The sequence below is a fragment of the Superficieibacter sp. 1612_C1 genome (assembly GCF_015234305.1).
Classification (GTDB): domain Bacteria; phylum Pseudomonadota; class Gammaproteobacteria; order Enterobacterales; family Enterobacteriaceae; genus Superficieibacter.
On the sequence record NZ_JADGMI010000002.1, the window covers coordinates 709,667 to 726,533 of the forward strand.

Here is a 16,867-nt window from a genome sequence, read left to right on the forward strand (position 1 = left end):
ATTACACTACTCCCAGTAATTTACCTCTGAGCTGCGCAAACCCTGCCGATACGCTATTTATCACGTAGTGAAGATCCGCTTACGGTGCCGCTAACAAGATTAAATATTAAGGGGCTTTTATGAATCCTGATTTGTTACGGGTAACAAAACGAATTGTTGAACGTTCACATGAGACCCGCTCGGGCTACCTCGCTCGCATTGAAGCGGCCAAAAGCAGTACCGTGCAACGTTCAACGCTGGCCTGCGGCAACCTGGCACATGGTTTTGCCGCCTGCCAGCCGGATGACAAAGCGTCCTTAAAAAGTATGCTGCGCAATAACATTGCCATCATCACCTCCTATAACGATATGCTGTCAGCACATCAGCCCTATGAACACTACCCGGAGATTCTGCGCAAGGCGCTGCACGAGGCAAACGCGGTCGGGCAGGTGGCGGGCGGTGTACCGGCAATGTGTGACGGCGTCACGCAGGGGCAGGACGGGATGGAACTCTCCTTGTTGAGCCGTGAAGTGATTGCCATGTCAGCGGCGGTAGGGCTATCGCATAACATGTTTGACGGGGCGCTGTGGCTTGGCGTATGCGACAAAATTGTTCCCGGTCTGGCGATGGCCGCGCTCTCTTTTGGTCACCTGCCATCGGTGTTTATCCCCTCGGGACCGATGGCCAGCGGCCTGCCAAATAAAGAAAAAGTCAGGATCCGCCAGCTTTATGCCGAAGGTAAGGTTGACCGGATGGCGCTGCTGGAGTCAGAGGCTGCGTCCTATCATGCGCCAGGCACCTGTACCTTTTACGGTACGGCGAACACCAATCAGATGGTGATTGAGTTTATGGGGATGCAATTACCCGGCTCCTCTTTCATTCAACCCGATGCTCCGCTGCGTGAGGCATTAACCTCTGCGGCCGCGCGGCAGGTGACGCGTCTGACCAGCAACGGCACGGAATACATGCCGCTCGGTAAGATGATCGACGAAAAAGTGGTAGTTAACGGGATCGTGGCGCTGCTGGCGACAGGCGGCTCGACGAACCATACGATGCATCTGGTGGCGATGGCGCGGGCGGCAGGCATTCTCATTAACTGGGATGACTTCTCCGATCTTTCTGCCATCGTGCCGCTGATGGCGCGGTTGTATCCTAACGGTCCGGCAGATATTAATCACTTCCAGGCCGCAGGTGGCGTGCCGGTGCTGGTCCGCGAACTGCTGAAAGGCGGTTTGCTGCATGAGGATGTCAACACCGTCGCGGGCTTTGGACTTTCTCGCTATACGCTGGAGCCGTGGCTTAACGAGGGTAAGCTGGAATGGCGGGAAGGCGCAGAGGCTTCGCTGGATGCCAGCATTATTGCCTCCATTGATAAGCCTTTTTCTCAGCATGGCGGCACGAAAGTGATGAGCGGCAATCTGGGGCGTGCGGTGATGAAAACGTCGGCGGTGCCGGTTGAAAATCAGGTCATTGAAGCGCCAGCCGTGGTTTTCGAAAGCCAGCATGATGTGCTGCCTGCTTTTGAAGCCGGCCTCCTGGATAAAGATTGCGTGGTGGTGGTTCGCCATCAGGGACCGAAAGCGAACGGCATGCCAGAATTACATAAACTTATGCCGCCACTTGGTGTATTATTGGACCGCTGTTTCAAAATTGCGTTAGTGACCGATGGCCGCCTTTCTGGCGCGTCGGGTAAAGTGCCTTCAGCCATTCATGTTACGCCGGAAGCGTATGACGGCGGACTGCTGGCGAAAGTGTGTGATGGCGACATGATCCGCGTGAACGGGCAGACGGGCGAGCTGACGCTGCTGGTCGATGAACAGGAACTTGCGAGCCGACAGCCGCATATTCCTGACCTGAGCGCACTGCGTGTGGGGACGGGGCGTGAACTGTTTAGTGCACTGCGTGAGAAGCTATCCGGTGCCGAACAGGGTGCAACCTGCATCACTTTTTAAGATGACAAATTTGTAGATCTGGCGAGAGAAAAAGTCTGATGAAAAACTGGAAAACAAGTGCAGAAGCAATCCTGACCACCGGTCCGGTTGTACCGGTTATCGTAGTGAACAAGCTGGAACACGCTGTCCCGATGGCGAAGGCGCTGGTTGCAGGCGGCGTGCGCGTGCTGGAAGTGACGCTGCGTACCGCGTGTGCGATGGACGCTATCCGCGCCATTGCGAAAGAGGTCCCGGATGCCATCATCGGTGCGGGTACCGTGCTAAATGCGCAACAACTGGCAGAAGTGACCGAAGCAGGCGCGCAGTTCGCCATCAGCCCAGGTCTGACCGAGCCGCTGCTGAAAGCGGCAACTGAAGGGACGATTCCACTGATCCCAGGCATCAGCACCGTTTCTGAACTGATGCTGGGGATGGACTACGGCCTGAAAGAATTCAAATTCTTCCCGGCGGAAGCCAACGGCGGCACGAAAGCGCTACAGGCTATTGCGGGCCCGTTCTCTCAGGTCCGTTTCTGCCCGACGGGCGGGATTTCTCCGGCTAACTACCGTGATTACCTGGCGCTGAAAAGCGTGCTGTGTATCGGCGGTTCGTGGCTGGTGCCGGCGGATGCGCTGGAAGCGGGTGATTATGATCGCATTACTAAACTGGCGCGTGAAGCAGTCGAAGGCGCGAAGCAGTAAGTCAACGAGCGTCATAAGAAACGGGCGCATTCGCGCCCGTTTGTTTATCCCGCGACCTTGATGTTTGCCGCCGCCGTTTTTGCCCGCGCAATGGCGTCTTCAACACTCTCACCGGTTGCCAGCGTCACGCCTAAACGACGCGTACCCTCAATTTCCGGCTTACCAAACAGACGCACCTGCAAGCCTGCGCCGGTGGCTTCCTCGACGTGACTAAACGTAATGTTCTGGCTGGTCAACTGCGGCAGGATCACCGCCGACGCTGCCGGGCCATATTGACGTATGCCGCCCACCGGCAGGCCGAGGAAAGCGCGAACGTGCAGGGCAAACTCTGACAGATCCTGGGAGATTAACGTCACCATCCCGGTATCGTGCGGACGCGGTGAGACCTCGCTGAAGACGATCTCGTCGCCGCAGACAAAAAGTTCCACGCCAAACAGACCAAAACCACCGAGCGCCAGCACCACCTCGCGGGCGATGGCGTGTGCCCGCTCAAGCGCAAGCGGGCTCATCTGCTGGGGTTGCCACGACTCGCGATAATCGCCATCTTCCTGGCGGTGTCCTACCGGCGCACAGAAATGGACGCCATCCACCGCGCTCACGGTCAGCAGGGTGATTTCAAAATCAAAATTCACCACCCCTTCAACGATGACGCGTCCCGCTCCGGCACGACCACCCTGTTGGGCATAGCGCCAGGCGTCGCTGAGCTGATCTTCAGTACGAATAAAAGATTGCCCTTTACCGGACGAACTCATCACCGGTTTCACAATGCAGGGCAGGCCGATTTCGCGCACGGCCTGCACGAAATTCTCTTCACTACTGGCGAAGCGATACGCCGAGGTGGGAAGCGATAACGTTTCCGCCGCCAGCCGACGGATACCTTCGCGATTCATCGTCAGCTGCGTGGCGCGGGCGCAGGGCACCACTTTCTGTCCGGACTGCTCCAGTTCAACCAGCATATCGGTCGCAATGGCTTCAATTTCCGGCACGATATAATCCGGCTTCTCGGCTTCGACCAGCGCCTTGAGTGCCTCACCGTCCAGCATATTGATGACGTGTGCACGGTGCGCGACGTGCATGGCGGGGGCGTCGGCGTAGCGATCGACTGCGATTACCTCCAGTCCCAGGCGCTGACACTCAATTGCCACCTCTTTTCCTAATTCGCCGGAGCCTAATAACATCACGCGAGTGGCTGCCGGGCGCAGCGCGGTACCTAATAAAATCATCACTTTTTCCCTTTAACGCATTTGCGCGCAGTATAAACGAAAACGTTTGCGCCTGTCTTTGCCGACATGCTTTTCACTGATTGATTCGCTGAAAACGGGGTGTTATACTGTATAAAATTACAGTGATATGGGGCTGCAAAAATGGCGGTTGAAGTTAAATACGTTGTGATCCGTGAAGGTGAGGAAAAAATGTCTTTTGCCAGCAAAAAGGAAGCCGATGCTTATGACAAAATGCTCGATCTGGCGGAAGTATTGGGGAACTGGCTTGGTCAGTCGCCCGTAACGCTGGAAGACGAGCAGCGTGAAGTCATGGCGATGTGGCTTGCCGAACAAAAAGATGTTCTCGGTAATCTGCTGAAAGCCGGAAAATTACCCGCGCCAAAAGCCGTAACTGAGGATGCGCCCGCGAAACGGACCAAAGCGGCGTAATAGCCACTTGCGCTCCCGCCGTTTTGTACCATGCTTTTTCTTTAGTCCTTGGTCACAATGGGTCATAAGGAGAAAACAATGAATAAACGTGGAGCGCTTTTCTGTCTGCTGCTGTTGGCAGGAAGTGCGTCAGTGCACGCGGTAAGTCAGGATCCGCATTCGAAGACGGTCAAATTTCCCAACTGTGAAAAGCTGGATGCTGATGGCATCGCGGCAAGCGTGAAACGTGACTATCAGCAAAACCGTATCGTCCGCTGGGCTGAAGATCGGCAGAAAATCGGTCAGGCCGATCCTGTGGTGTGGGTAGACACCAATGAAATCAAGGGTGAGAAAGGCAAGTGGAAAGTGCCGATCACCGTGCGGGGTAAAAGTGCCGATATCCATTATCTCGTCCAGGTCGATTGCGCGGCGGGCAGTGCAAGCTATCAGAGCCGATAATCGACAGTTATTTGCGCACCTTTTGTCACATTGACACTTTCTGACGTCCCTTCGCTTACTCTGAATCTTCATTATCAGGTAACTGGAGGGATCTTCGCATGGCAAACTGGCTTAATCAGCTACAGTCTCTTCTGGCGCAAAAAGGCGTCTCTTCCTCGTCATCCGGTGCACAAGGTCTGAATCAGCTTCTGGTGCCTGGTGCGCTCGGCGGTCTTGCCGGACTGCTGGTGGGGAACAAATCATCACGTAAACTTCTTAGCAAATATGGCACCGGCGCGCTGTTAATGGGCGGCGGTGCGGTTGCCGGAACCGTGTTATGGAATAAATACAAAGACAAGATCCGTGATGCCCATCAGGCTGAACCGCAGTACGGCACGCAAAGCACGCCGCTGGACAAGCGGACAGAGCGTCTGATCCTGGCGCTGGTGTTTGCCGCGAAAAGCGATGGTCATATCGACGACCATGAGCGTGAGGCCATTGAGCTACAGATGCGCGAGGCCGGGGTTGAAGAGGAGGGCAGGGTGCTGGTGAGGCAAGCTATGGCGCAGCCGCTCGACCCGCAAAGGCTGGCGCGTGACGTACCGAACGAAGAAGAAGCGCTGGAATTATATTTCCTGAGCTGCGCGGCTATCGATGTCGATCACTTTATGGAGCGGAGCTATCTTAATGCTCTCGGTGACGCGCTGAACATACCACAAGACGTCCGTGATGGTGTTGAGCAGGATCTTAAGCAGCAAAAACAGGCGCTTCCTGAGTAATTCGTGCGGAAAGTATCTGCGTCTCGCTTGCATCACAGGCGTCTTTTGCCAATCTTATAGGATGTAGAAAAAGCCAAAGAACCGAGCTATGCCACCAAAAGCCAGACGTATACCGCACCATATGACGCTTCACGGCGACACGCGCACCGATGATTACTACTGGCTGCGCGATGACACGCGCTCAAATCCTGAGGTTCTCGATTACCTTCAGCAGGAAAATAGCTACGGTCATCGGGTGATGGCGTCGCAGCAGGGGCTTCAGGACCGTATCCTGGAGGAAATTGTCGCGCGTATTCCGCAACGTGAGGTTTCTGCTCCCTGGACCCGAAACGGCTATCGTTACCGGCATATTTACGAACCTGGTTGTGAATACGCTATTTATCAGCGTCAGTCGGTGCTGCTTGCGGAATGGGATGAGTGGGAGCTGCTGCTGGACGCCAATAAACGCGCGGCGCACAGCGAGTTTTATACGCTTGGTGGCATGGCGGTTTCTCCGGATAATACCATCATGGCGCTGGCGGAAGATTATCTGTCGCGTCGTCAGTACGGCCTGCGTCTGCGTAATCTGCAAACCGGTAACTGGTATCCGGAATTGCTGGATAACATCTCCCCCGATTTCGTCTGGGGCAACGATTCGCTGACGCTTTATTATGTGCGTAAACATCCGGTCACGCTGCTGCCGTACCAGGTCTGGCGACATATGGTCGGAACCTCATCGGCATCGGACGAACTGATTTACGAAGAGCACGATGAAACCTTTTACGTCGGCCTGCATAAAACCACCTCGCAGCATTTCATCGTCATTTATCTCTCCAGCGCCACCACCAGCGAGATTTTGCTGCTGGACGCGTCGCTGGCTGACGCGCAGCCACAACCTTTTCTACCGCGCCGCAAAGATCACGAATACAGCATCGATCATTATCAGCATAAATTTTATATCCGCTCTAACCGCGAGGGTAAAAACTTCGGTCTTTACCGCAGTCGCGTGCGTGATGAACGGCAATGGGAAGTGCTGATCCCGGCGCGGGAAGACATCATGCTGGAGGGATTTACCCTCTTTACCGACTGGCTGGTGGTGGAGGAGCGTCAGCGAGGGCTGACCAGCCTGCGGCAAATTAATCGTAAAACCCGGGAAGTGACCGGCATCGCCTTTGACGATCCGGCGTATGTTACCTGGCTGGCCTACAATCCGGAGCCGGAAACCTCGCGCCTGCGCTACGGCTATTCATCAATGACCACACCCGATACGCTGTTTGAACTGGATATGGATACCGGTGAACGTCAGGTATTGAAGCAGTCAGAGGTGGCCGGTTTTGACAGCAGTCTCTATCGCAGCGAGCATCTGTGGATCACCGCGCGCGATGGCGTAGAGGTCCCCGTGTCGCTGGTTTATCACCGACAGCATTTCCGCAAAGGTAAAAATCCGCTTCTGGTCTACGGCTACGGTTCGTATGGGACCAGTATGGATGCCGATTTCAGCAGTAGTCGTCTGAGCCTGCTCGATCGGGGATTCGTTTTCGCTATTGCGCATGTGCGCGGCGGCGGCGAACTGGGGCAGCAGTGGTACGAAGAGGGTAAATTCCTGAAGAAGAAAAATACCTTTAACGACTACCTTGATGTCTGCGATGCGTTGCTCAGGCAGGGCTACGGCGACCCGACATACTGCTTTGGCATGGGGGGCAGTGCGGGCGGTATGCTGATGGGCGCGGCCATTAACCTGCGTCCGGACCTGTTTCGCGGGGTGATTGCTCAGGTGCCGTTTGTCGATGTGGTGACCACCATGCTGGATGAATCTATCCCGCTCACCACCGGTGAGTTTGAAGAGTGGGGCAATCCGAAAGACGAAACGTATTATCACTATATGAAAAGCTACAGCCCTTACGACAACGTCGACGTGAAGGCCTATCCGCATTTGCTGGTGACAACGGGGCTGCATGATTCACAGGTGCAGTACTGGGAACCGGCCAAATGGGTGGCGAGGCTGCGTGAGCTGAAAACCGACGAAAATTTGCTGCTGTTGTGTACCGATATGGACTCCGGGCACGGCGGCAAGTCCGGGCGCTTTAAGAGCTATGAGGGTGTCGCCATGGAGTATACTTTCCTCATTGCGCTTGCACAGGGCACGCTGCCCGGAAAAGCAGAGCGTTAAGCTTTGTCGAGATAGTGCTTGAGCGTCAGGCGCATCTCCGGGCTCATTCTGTCGAGATTATTGAATAGCCAGCGTAGATAGCCCGGATCGCGCTCGGCGACTTCAGCGACCGGTTTGCCGCGGTATTTCCCGAAGCTGAACGTTGAAATAAGCCCCGGACGCCCGGTCACTTCGACCATCTCTTCCGGCGTCCACCCCGAGGTGTTAATAATATCGATAAGCAGCGCGGCCGTGATATAGCAATCATACAGCGCGCGGTGATGATGCAGTCCCGCTGGCGTCTGCACGTTCAGATTCCGCGATTTATACAGACCGATGTTGCTGTATTTGATCCCCGGCCACAGGCGACGCGCCATTTTCATGGTGCAAATCCACTCACCATTCATCTCCGGTAACACCCGGCGATCAAAACTGGCGTTGTGCGCGACATACCACGGGCTGCCCTGATAAAACGGCAGCACGTCTTCAATCCACGGCTGATCGGCGACCATCGCTTCCGTGATCCGGTGTATAGCCATTGCCTGCGGGCTGATAGGGCGGTCCGGGCGAACCAGATGGCTCATGGGGTTGGTGATCTTTCCATCCACCACGTCCACCGAGGCGATTTCAACCACTCCTCCCTGCAAATCGCAGGTTTCGGTATCAATAACGCGCAGCATGGTTTACTCCTGAATTAGCATAAAAAATCGCGCTTATTTTGCTTTGGGTTCCCAGGGCAAGCGTGACAAATTGACGGACGCAAGGCGGTGGGCGATCAGCCGTTCGCGAAACCAGTCGCGCAAATGTTCAGGCTGCTCTCGCTCCACCACTTCGGCAACGATCGGCATATTGTAGCGCTCTTTAAACGCCACGGAAGCGGCCGCCAGGTCAACGTTGATTTTATCCATTTCCTGCTGGGAAAGCTGGGCCAGATTGGTTTGCATCGGTCTCTCCTTTTTCAAACACGCAAAAGTTACTAAGACTGCCGCAGAATAACAAGCCTGCCGATGACTATTCTCGACTAAGGCATTATACAGCGTTATTCTTTGATGCAATTACATAACAAAAAGGAATGACATAATGGCCTTTACTGCCTCTTCTGTGCGTAACATCGCGCTTATGCTGGCGATAGCATTGACGACACCTGCTGTTTGGGCTCACGCCCATCTTAAACATCAATACCCGGCTGCCGACGCGGAAGTTGCCGCAGCACCGCAGGCGCTGACGCTTAATTTCTCTGAAGGCGTGGAAGCCAGCTTCAGCGGCGTAACGTTAACCGGACCGGCGCAAGCGGTTATCGACACCGGTAAAGCAAAGCGTAATGAAAAAGATCAAACCCAGCTGATTGTCCCACTGAATCAGCCACTCAAACCGGGTCAGTATACCGTTGACTGGCATGTTGTGTCCGTCGACGGGCATAAGACGCAGGGGCAATATCACTTTAGCGTGAAATAATATGCTGGAACTGGCGTGGGTTGGGCTGCGTTTTTTACACTTTACGGCGCTGATGTTGGCGTCTGGCTGGGCGTTCTTCAGCGCGTGGCTGGCCCACGATGCGATCCGCCAGCGCCTCGCCCGCCGTTTTCGTTTACCGATCCGCCTCCTGCTTGCGCTTAATGCGATAACCGCGCTGCTGTTATTAATGGTGCAGGGAGGCATGATGGCTGGCGGCTGGCCGGATGTCTGGCGGCCCGACGTCTGGTGGGCGGTGATCGGCACCCGCTTTGGCAATGTCTGGCTCTGGCAAATCGTGCTGAGCGGGTTAACGCTGGCGATTGCCATGATGCGGCCCCGGCGCAAACTTGCTTTATTGTTAGTGCTGCTCTGCGCCCAGTTAATTCTACAGGCAAGTACCGGCCACACGGCGATGCATAGCGGGCTGACCGGACTGCTGCATCGGACAAATCAGGCGCTGCATTTAGTGTGTGCCTCAGTCTGGCTCGGCGGGTTGTTGCCTTTTGTGTATTGCCTGCGCCTGGCGAACGGGCGCTGGCGGCAGCCCGCCATCTACACCATGATGCGTTTTTCGCGCTATGGACACCTGGCGGTGGCAGGGGTGCTGCTTACCGGTGTTAACAACGCCTGGCTTGTGCAGGGCGCATTGCTAAGCGCGGCTGACTATGGCCGTGCACTGTTGTTGAAATGTGCGCTTGTGGTGCTGATGGTAGCTATTGCGCTGGTGAACCGTTATGTTCTGGTACCTAAAATGAAGCGCGATAATGCGCGGTTACAGACATTTTTTATTCGTATGACTCACGCTGAAATGGTTCTCGGTGCACTGGTGCTGGCTACCGTTAGCGTGTTCGCGACGTGGGAACCTTTTTGAATAACCTGGCAAAAACCATGAAAAAAATTGTGATCTCTGCTGTTTTACTGGCCACTTCAGCCGCTGCGCTGGCTGCGCCCGGCCTGATTACCGTCAGCCGTTTCGATATTGGTAAAGATAAATGGGCGTTCGATCGCGAAGAAGTGATGCTGACGTGCCGACCCGGCAATGCGCTGGTGGTGATTAACCCCTCGACGCTGGTGCAATATCCGCTGAATGATATCGCTGAGCAGCAGATCAAAGCCGGTAAGATGAGCGGGCAACCGTTAAGCGTGATTCAAATTGACGACCCGAAACATCCGGGGCAAAAAATGAGTCTGGACCCGTTTATTGAGCGAGCACAAAAACTCTGCCAGTAACGAGAAATACCTGGCTAATTTCCAGTAAAAAACCGCAGGCTTATCTTTATGAAAAGCTGCGGTTTTTTCTTTTTTTGACTCTGATGACAGGCGATTTTTCTGGTCGTTTTTACAGCAGACTGGAAAACCTGGCACGGTCAACTATTCTTATAAGGCATGGCGACTAAGCCTGCATTAATGCCAACTTTTAGCGCACGGCTCTATCCCAAGAGCCATTTCCCTGGACCGAATACAGGAATCGTATTCGGTCTCTTTTTATCTATTTGAATACGCTGGGCTTTTTTTATCTGTCCCTTTAAACGCCCCGAAAATCGCCTGGATTTTCCGCATTCGCTGTAAACCATAGCATACTCGGCCCCACGTGCGTCTACTCTTTTTCGGCACATTAGCCATTTTTTATAGGCAGCAGGCGATGCTGTTATCTGTGTGCATAACGCTGTTGAGCACACTATCAGAGAGGGCCAGTGAATGACCCGGAGTAAAAAGCGGGGAGAAAGAGACGATTAAAAGTCGCTGTATTCCTGAGCCGGACGCCAGAAACCATCAATGAATTCTTCAACGGGATAGCACCCGCCGTGCCGCAGCCGCTGATCGTGCATGGCTACGATACATTGCTGCTCGGTATTGTAGACATCTACCACGATGTCATCACAGCCGCCATCCAGATAACAAATAAACAATACCAGTGCGTACATCCTGTCCTCAGGCCTGCAAAAACATAAACTAAGTGTAGGGGATGAAACGATGCGGGGGAAAGGTCGGAGGATAAATAACCCGCCTCATGGACGGGTTCATTATGGGTCAGGCAAGACGCATTACCCATGAATCGGTCTGTTGATCATAATGCTCGCGATAAAGAACGGAATGCTCCCCGTCAAGGATAGCCGGGACGCTGGTATCGGCATCCCAGGCATCAAGCTGCATACATAAATCCGGGTCTGAGCTACAAGGGATCACTAATGTTCGCTCACCCTGGACATCCCCTTTCAGTTCAGCATCTTCAATCTCGAAGGCACCGATACGCACATTGGTTTTCGTCATATTGCTCTCCGTTGATCTGCTAAAAACGTGGTACGACCAGTTCTGTCGCTCATCTTTTAGCGTAGTCAACGGCACTAAAATAGCCAGTCAGAAGATGCTGAATCTCTGCGTCTCGTCACGGTCTGGCCGCGAACAATCGCCCGTCTCGCACCAGCTCGCGAGGATAACTGTTTTTCAAACGCGACCCGATTTTTTTCGCCAGCCCCAGCGGGAAACCCTGAAATGTCACCAGCACATCGTCTGTCGACGGGGAGTGCTGCGGATAAACGTCCCGGCCGCGATACCACTCTTCGGCTTCTGCGGCGGTGAGTTCAAAAGGCATTTTTTCGCGGTCGGCGAGGGCAATAACTGCCTCATGCTGCCAGCGAAACCCTTTATTGTGAGTTTCGGCAAGTTTAAGACCGATGCGTGAAAAACGGACCTGGCCCAGCATGGATTCCACGTTGACGGGGAACAGCCAGATCTCTTTATCACGCTGCCACAGCTTATGGCTGTCACCCCAGTGAAGACCGACGCTGCTGGCGGCATCGACCACCTGCGCGGCCTCGCGGGTTTTCATCGGCATAAAAGGGAATTTACCCACTTTATACCCAGGCACAGGCAGCGCCTCAATGGCGGCAGTTTTACGTAGCCGGGCGACAAAGAAGCCTTCACAGTCAAAAATTTGCGGGAAGACGTGCAGAAAACCTTCCGGGGTAAGCGCGTCTGTGGCCTGAGGGAAAAGATCGCCCAGCGGGGCAACCTCGACGGCCTGTGGAAAGCGGGACAGCAGCCACTGTACTACGTTTTCGTTCTCCTGCGGGTTCAGAGTGCAGGTGGAGTAAACCAGCGTGCCGCCGGGGCGCAGAGCATGAAACGCGCTTTCTATTAGCTCGCGCTGGGTGGCGGCGATATCGAGATTACTCTCCGGCGACCAGTTTTTTAACGCATCCGGATCTTTGCGCACCACGCCTTCACCGGAGCAGGGTGCATCCAGCAGGATGGCATCAAAGGCTTCCGGGAGAGCGGCACCAAAGACGCGCCCGTCAAAATGGGTCAGCGCGACATTACTGATGCCGCAGCGGCTGATATTGGCATGCAGCACTTTCACCCGGCTGGCGGAAAACTCGTTAGCCAGAATGACGCCCTGATTGCCCATTCTGGCCGCGATCTGCGTGGTTTTAGACCCTGGTGCGGCGGCGACGTCCATGACGCGCTGCGGTGCTGCGCCATCGGCAAAAAGGGCCGCGACGGGCAGCATTGAGCTGGCTTCCTGAATGTAAAACAGCCCGCTGAGATGCTCTGCCGTGCTGCCGAGAGGTAATGCCTCTTCATCCTCACGCTCGATCCAGAAACCTTCTGCACACCAGGGAACCGGCGTCAGCTGCCAGCCGTACGGCGCAACCAGCGTCAGGAAATCTGTCACGGAAATTTTAAGCGTGTTCACCCGGATACTGCGGCGCAGAGGGCGCTGGCAGGCGGCAATAAAATCATCGAATGACAGATGCGCAGGCATGATCGCCCGCATTTGCGTCAGAAATTCATCAGGGAAGAAGACAGAATGGGTAGACACGGCGCACACCAGAGAAAAAAACGGGTGCGCAGTGTAGCACATTTGCTCCGGCGCAGGTACGCCGGAGCAGGGACGGTTAACGCGGCAGGGCAGTTCCCCACTGACGCCACTCTTTCGGCTCGCTTTCCTGCAACAGGAAGTGTTTACCTTCCTGCGCTTTCGGCGACAGCGGCGTTCCCGGTGGGGTCGCAAAGGCAATACCGCCGCGAATAAACTGATTAAAGGTCCCGGTTTTCACCATGCCGCCGGTAATGCCGAAGTCCAGGGTGTAGCCGGAGGCCAGCCAGAAGACCGAATTATTGCGCACCAGATGCTGATAGCGTTTACTGATGCGCAGATTGATCATAATGCGGTCTGAAAGTGAGCCGAGGGTCATGCCGGTCACTGTACCGACTTCAATACCACGGAACAGCACCGGCGTACCGATATTCAGTGAACCCGCTTCCGGCGCTTCCACCACCAGACTCAGGCCGTCGAGATAGCGTGAATCGGTGATCGTGGCTTCCTGAAGTTCAAACTCGCGGCGGGCATTGCCCTGGCCCGGTTCGACGTTAATGTAAGGCTGCAACAGGGTATCCAGATGCTCCACGCCTCCGGCAGAAATCTTCGGCGTTACCACCGAGAAGCGGGTGCCCGCCCTGGCGAAGGTCTGCATATATTCCGGATAGAGCACCGCTTTGGCCTGCACCTCATTGCGCGAGGTGATGAGGTTCAGCGTCTGGACCTGGCCGATATCAATACCCAGGTAGCGGATCGGCATCCCGGCTGCCAGCTTACCGGCATCAAAGGCATGCAGCGTGATTTGTCCGCCTACCGCGCGCGCTTCGTTCTCCGACGCGTAGAGAATACGTTTATCGCCTTTACGCAGGCCGCCGCCCGCGCCGCTCAGGTTATCAAAGCTGATTGCCCCTTTGATGGCGCGTGAGAGCGGGGAAGCCTGCACCGTCAGGCCGCTGCCGTTAAGCTGCACTTTCGCGCCGCCTTCCGCCCAGAAGACGCTGTCTTTAGTGAGCAGGTTTTGATATTCCGGCTTCACGTGAAGTTCAATGTCAAAGGCGTTGGCGCGCGGACGCACGGTGATAACTTCTCCGACCTCAAACTTACGATACAGCACCACCGAACCCGGCTGGACGTCCGGTAAGGTACTGGCGGTCAGCGTCAGGGTGGTGGTGGGGAGATCGCTCAGACTATTTTCCAGCGCTTTTTCCAGATTCGCGTACAGCGGATAGCTGGATTTCATCTCGCTTTTCTTGCCCGGCAATATACGAACACCGCCGCTAACCCACTCGCTGGCGCTGGCACCGAGAAACTCAACGCCGTCCAGACCGACTTTGACATCCACGCGGCTGTTCACCACGAATTTGCTGTCGCCGTGGACTAAATCGCGATATTGCGGATCGACCGCAACGGCAAACGAAACGCCTTTGTCGGACAGCTTGCGTTCAAGCACCTGACCAATCTGCACGCCGTGGAGGATCAGCGGCTGACCGATATCAATACCGTAACTTTCCGGCGCGGTCAGCGTCAGCGTCAGTACGTTAGGCTCTTGTAATAGCGTTTTGTTAGCCGGAAGCACCACGAAGTGATCGCGCGGTTTACCTTCGCCGGGCACCAGCTCAAAGGTGCTGCCGGTGAGCAGAGAGCTGACGCTGGCGTTGTCCAGTGACAGCTTCGGACTGCGCAGTTCAATGCGGGTGTTTTCCCGCAGCAGATTGACCACGCTCGGATCAACGGTCATTTCACCGCTGACGGCACCACCGGGATCAAGCGTGATTTTACTCAGTTCGCCGACCTCCAGCCCCTGATACATCAGGCGAGTAGAACCCGCTTTCAGGCCGCTACCGCTGGGCAGGTCGAGCTTGACCAGTACACCGCGTTGACTGTGCGCCAGGTCTTCATAAAGACCAAATTCATCGTTTTGCGTGGCCGGTTTGGAACCTTCAGGCGAGTCGAAGGCAATCGCCCCGTTGACCAGCGCCGCCAGGCTTTCAAGCTGAATGTTCGCGCCGCTAAAATCCACATCCGCTTTAACGCCCGACACGTTCCAGAAACGGCTGCCTTTTTTCACCAGATTGGTGAAGCGGCGTTCAATCAGCACATCAACGGTTACGCCTTCTTTATTGGTATTGATGGCGTAATCGTAGACCCGGCCCACCGGGATTTTACGGAAATAGACCAGCGAACCACTGTTCAGTGAACCCAGATCCGGTGCGTGCAGATGAATCATCAGCTCGCCGTTATTCAGGCGATATTTAGGCTGGGTATCCAGGGCGGTAAAATGGTCTTCCGGTTCACCTTTACCGGGCATCATGCCGATATAGTTACCGCCTACCAGCGCATCAAGACCCGAGACACCTGCCAGAGAAGCCTTCGGCGTAATCAGCCAGAACTGCGTTTCGCTACGCAGCGCGTCTTTCATGTCGCTTTTGATACTGACTTTCACTTCAATCTTTTTCAGATCGTCGCTCAGGCGGATCTCCTGCACCGTACCGATTTCCACCCCCTGATAGCGCACCGGCGTACGACCGGCCACAATGCCGTCAGCGGACATAAAATCAATAGTGACCGTGGTGCCACGATCCTCATACGTGTTCCAGATTAACCAGCCAGCGATCAGCAATGCGATCACCGGCAGCAGCCAGAATGGCGAAATACGCCGTTTTGTTTTAATTCGCGCTTCAGTCGTCGAAGCGGGCGTTTCCTGACTCATGTGCATCCCAAAGTAAGCGGCTGTCCAGCCATTCAACAGCAAGAATAGTCAAAATTACCGCTGCGCCGAAATAAAACGCAGCTGGCCCCATGGTAAACGCAAGTAACTGGTCGCGGTTAATAAGCGACATCGTCAACGAAATCACAAACAAATCCAGCATTGACCAGCGGCCGATCCACGTCACCATGCGCAGCAGATTAATGCGCAGGCGCAGCCCATGCGCCCATTTAAAATGAATGCTAATGAGCAGCGTGAACAGCACAATGACCTTGGTAAAGGGCACCAGAATACTGGCGACAAACACCACGGCCGCGACGGCAACATTACTACTGGCAAGCGAAAGGATGCCTGAAAAAATCGTATCCTCCTGACGTCCGCCGTTAAGATAAATCACGGAGATAGGCAGCAGGTTAGCAGGCACCAAAAAGATTAGCGAGGCGATTAACGCGGCCCAGCACTTTTGCAGGCTGTGACGGCGGCGCAGGCGCAGCGGAATGTGACAGCGCGGGCAGCGACCGCGTGCGTCGGGAAGGCCGGTAAAATGGCATCCCAGGCACACGCGCAGATTTTCATGGGCGCGGGTAGCCGGGCGCGTGGGGTAAAAACGTTCCCAGAGCTGCTCAATATTCAGGTGAATTAGCGTCAGAATGCTCAGCAGCATCAGCGAAATGAACGCCAGCAGGCCGATACCCGGTTGCAGAAAGGCATAATCCTGGACTTTGATTGCCGCCACGCCGATGCCCACCAGATAGATATCGAGCATTACCCACTCTTTGAGTTTATCCAGCATCAGCAGCACCGGACGCAAATTCATCCCCAGGACATTGCCCAGCCACAGATAAGCGATCGCGCAGACCAGCACCAACGGCGCGGCAACGGTGCAAAACAGCACCATCGCCGCCGTGACAGGATCGCCCATCTCCTTCATCTGCCAGATCCCCTGAAACACGTTGGCATCAATACGAATGCCCAGCAGGTAGACCCGCAATAACGGCTCGCTCCAGGCAAAAGGCATGAGCAGCAGCATGGCAATCGCCATCGCCCCCAGGCGGGTGAGTGACCAGTCGCGCCCGTCACGGATCTTCGCCTCGCACTGCGGACACCAGGCGCTCTGGTGTGATTTCATCACCGGCAACATAAAAAGCGTATCGCATTGCGGGCAACGTTGATAATGTGCGCGGGGCAGCGGATCGCTAACCGAATGTACGATAATTTTTTTTGTCGGTGTAATCGTGTTTGCTTTAAGTGCCATTTAGTGAGAACAGGAATGGATATATAAAACTATCTTAACT

Annotated in this window: 17 protein-coding genes; 9 read left to right on the forward strand and 8 right to left on the reverse strand. The window is 55.0% G+C overall.

What is annotated here, in order from left to right; translation table 11 throughout:
• The first annotated feature begins 119 nt into the window (after positions 1–119).
• Both edd and kdgA read left to right on the forward strand, forming a co-directional pair.
• Positions 120–1,931 carry a phosphogluconate dehydratase gene (gene edd / locus INT84_RS09605; RefSeq protein ID WP_194206608.1) on the forward strand — a complete coding sequence of 604 codons (1,812 nt, stop codon included), beginning with the start codon at positions 120–122 and terminating at the stop codon, positions 1,929–1,931.
• 38 nt (positions 1,932–1,969) lie between these two features.
• Positions 1,970–2,611, forward strand: coding sequence for a bifunctional 4-hydroxy-2-oxoglutarate aldolase/2-dehydro-3-deoxy-phosphogluconate aldolase (gene kdgA / locus INT84_RS09610; protein ID WP_194206609.1), 642 nt, complete (start codon positions 1,970–1,972; stop codon positions 2,609–2,611).
• Between the two features lie 44 nt (positions 2,612–2,655).
• On the opposite strand, the gene purT is transcribed toward kdgA, so the two are convergent.
• The gene (gene purT / locus INT84_RS09615; RefSeq protein ID WP_194206610.1) at positions 2,656–3,834 is read right to left on the reverse strand and encodes a formate-dependent phosphoribosylglycinamide formyltransferase; all 1,179 of its coding nucleotides are present in this window, start codon (positions 3,832–3,834) and stop codon (positions 2,656–2,658) included.
• Positions 3,835–3,975: 141 nt separating this feature from the next.
• Between purT and INT84_RS09620 the strand changes: the two genes are divergently transcribed.
• From INT84_RS09620 to ptrB, 4 genes are all read left to right on the forward strand, one after another.
• Positions 3,976–4,263 (forward strand): YebG family protein, encoded by a 288-nt coding sequence (locus INT84_RS09620; protein WP_194206611.1) that lies wholly within the window; start codon positions 3,976–3,978, stop codon positions 4,261–4,263.
• 78 nt (positions 4,264–4,341) lie between these two features.
• Positions 4,342–4,701, forward strand: a complete 360-nt coding sequence (gene yebF, locus INT84_RS09625) for a protein YebF (RefSeq protein ID WP_194206612.1) — start codon at positions 4,342–4,344, stop codon at positions 4,699–4,701.
• Positions 4,702–4,799: 98 nt separating this feature from the next.
• Entirely contained in the window at positions 4,800–5,459 is a 660-nt protein-coding gene (locus INT84_RS09630) for a tellurite resistance TerB family protein (RefSeq protein WP_194206613.1), read from the forward strand.
• 88 nt (positions 5,460–5,547) lie between these two features.
• Positions 5,548–7,608, forward strand: a complete 2,061-nt coding sequence (ptrB, locus tag INT84_RS09635; RefSeq protein WP_194206614.1) for an oligopeptidase B — start codon at positions 5,548–5,550, stop codon at positions 7,606–7,608.
• Here the strand turns inward: ptrB and exoX are convergent.
• Positions 7,605–8,267 (reverse strand): exodeoxyribonuclease X, encoded by a 663-nt coding sequence (gene exoX / locus INT84_RS09640; protein ID WP_176918867.1) that lies wholly within the window; start codon positions 8,265–8,267, stop codon positions 7,605–7,607. The two genes, ptrB and exoX, sit on opposite strands and share 4 nt — an antisense overlap.
• A gap of 33 nt (positions 8,268–8,300) precedes the next feature.
• Positions 8,301–8,531 (reverse strand): DNA polymerase III subunit theta, encoded by a 231-nt coding sequence (locus INT84_RS09645; RefSeq protein ID WP_176918866.1) that lies wholly within the window; start codon positions 8,529–8,531, stop codon positions 8,301–8,303.
• A 136-nt stretch (positions 8,532–8,667) separates the two neighbouring features.
• Between INT84_RS09645 and yobA the strand changes: the two genes are divergently transcribed.
• The 3 genes from yobA to INT84_RS09660 are packed head-to-tail and all read left to right on the forward strand — an operon-like array spanning position 8,668 to position 10,272.
• Entirely contained in the window at positions 8,668–9,042 is a 375-nt protein-coding gene (yobA, locus tag INT84_RS09650; RefSeq protein ID WP_176918865.1) for a CopC domain-containing protein YobA, read from the forward strand.
• 1 nt (position 9,043) lies between these two features.
• Positions 9,044–9,913, forward strand: coding sequence for a copper homeostasis membrane protein CopD (gene copD, locus INT84_RS09655; protein ID WP_194206615.1), 870 nt, complete (start codon positions 9,044–9,046; stop codon positions 9,911–9,913).
• Between the two features lie 17 nt (positions 9,914–9,930).
• The gene (locus INT84_RS09660; RefSeq protein WP_176918863.1) at positions 9,931–10,272 is read left to right on the forward strand and encodes a YebY family protein; all 342 of its coding nucleotides are present in this window, start codon (positions 9,931–9,933) and stop codon (positions 10,270–10,272) included.
• A 503-nt stretch (positions 10,273–10,775) separates the two neighbouring features.
• On the opposite strand, the gene INT84_RS09665 is transcribed toward INT84_RS09660, so the two are convergent.
• From INT84_RS09665 to yebS, 5 genes are all read right to left on the reverse strand, one after another.
• The gene (locus INT84_RS09665) at positions 10,776–10,967 is read right to left on the reverse strand and encodes a YebW family protein (protein ID WP_194206616.1); all 192 of its coding nucleotides are present in this window, start codon (positions 10,965–10,967) and stop codon (positions 10,776–10,778) included.
• 106 nt (positions 10,968–11,073) lie between these two features.
• Entirely contained in the window at positions 11,074–11,313 is a 240-nt protein-coding gene (locus INT84_RS09670; protein ID WP_194206617.1) for a YebV family protein, read from the reverse strand.
• Positions 11,314–11,428: 115 nt separating this feature from the next.
• Positions 11,429–12,865 carry a 16S rRNA (cytosine(1407)-C(5))-methyltransferase RsmF gene (gene rsmF, locus INT84_RS09675; RefSeq protein WP_194206618.1) on the reverse strand — a complete coding sequence of 479 codons (1,437 nt, stop codon included), beginning with the start codon at positions 12,863–12,865 and terminating at the stop codon, positions 11,429–11,431.
• A 76-nt stretch (positions 12,866–12,941) separates the two neighbouring features.
• On the reverse strand, positions 12,942–15,575 hold the full coding sequence (locus INT84_RS09680; RefSeq protein WP_194206619.1) for a PqiB family protein: 2,634 nt from the start codon (positions 15,573–15,575) through the stop codon (positions 12,942–12,944).
• The gene (gene yebS / locus INT84_RS09685; RefSeq protein WP_194206620.1) at positions 15,544–16,827 is read right to left on the reverse strand and encodes a membrane integrity lipid transport subunit YebS; all 1,284 of its coding nucleotides are present in this window, start codon (positions 16,825–16,827) and stop codon (positions 15,544–15,546) included. The genes INT84_RS09680 and yebS overlap by 32 nt, the downstream gene beginning before the upstream one ends.
• Positions 16,828–16,867 lie beyond the last annotated feature (40 nt).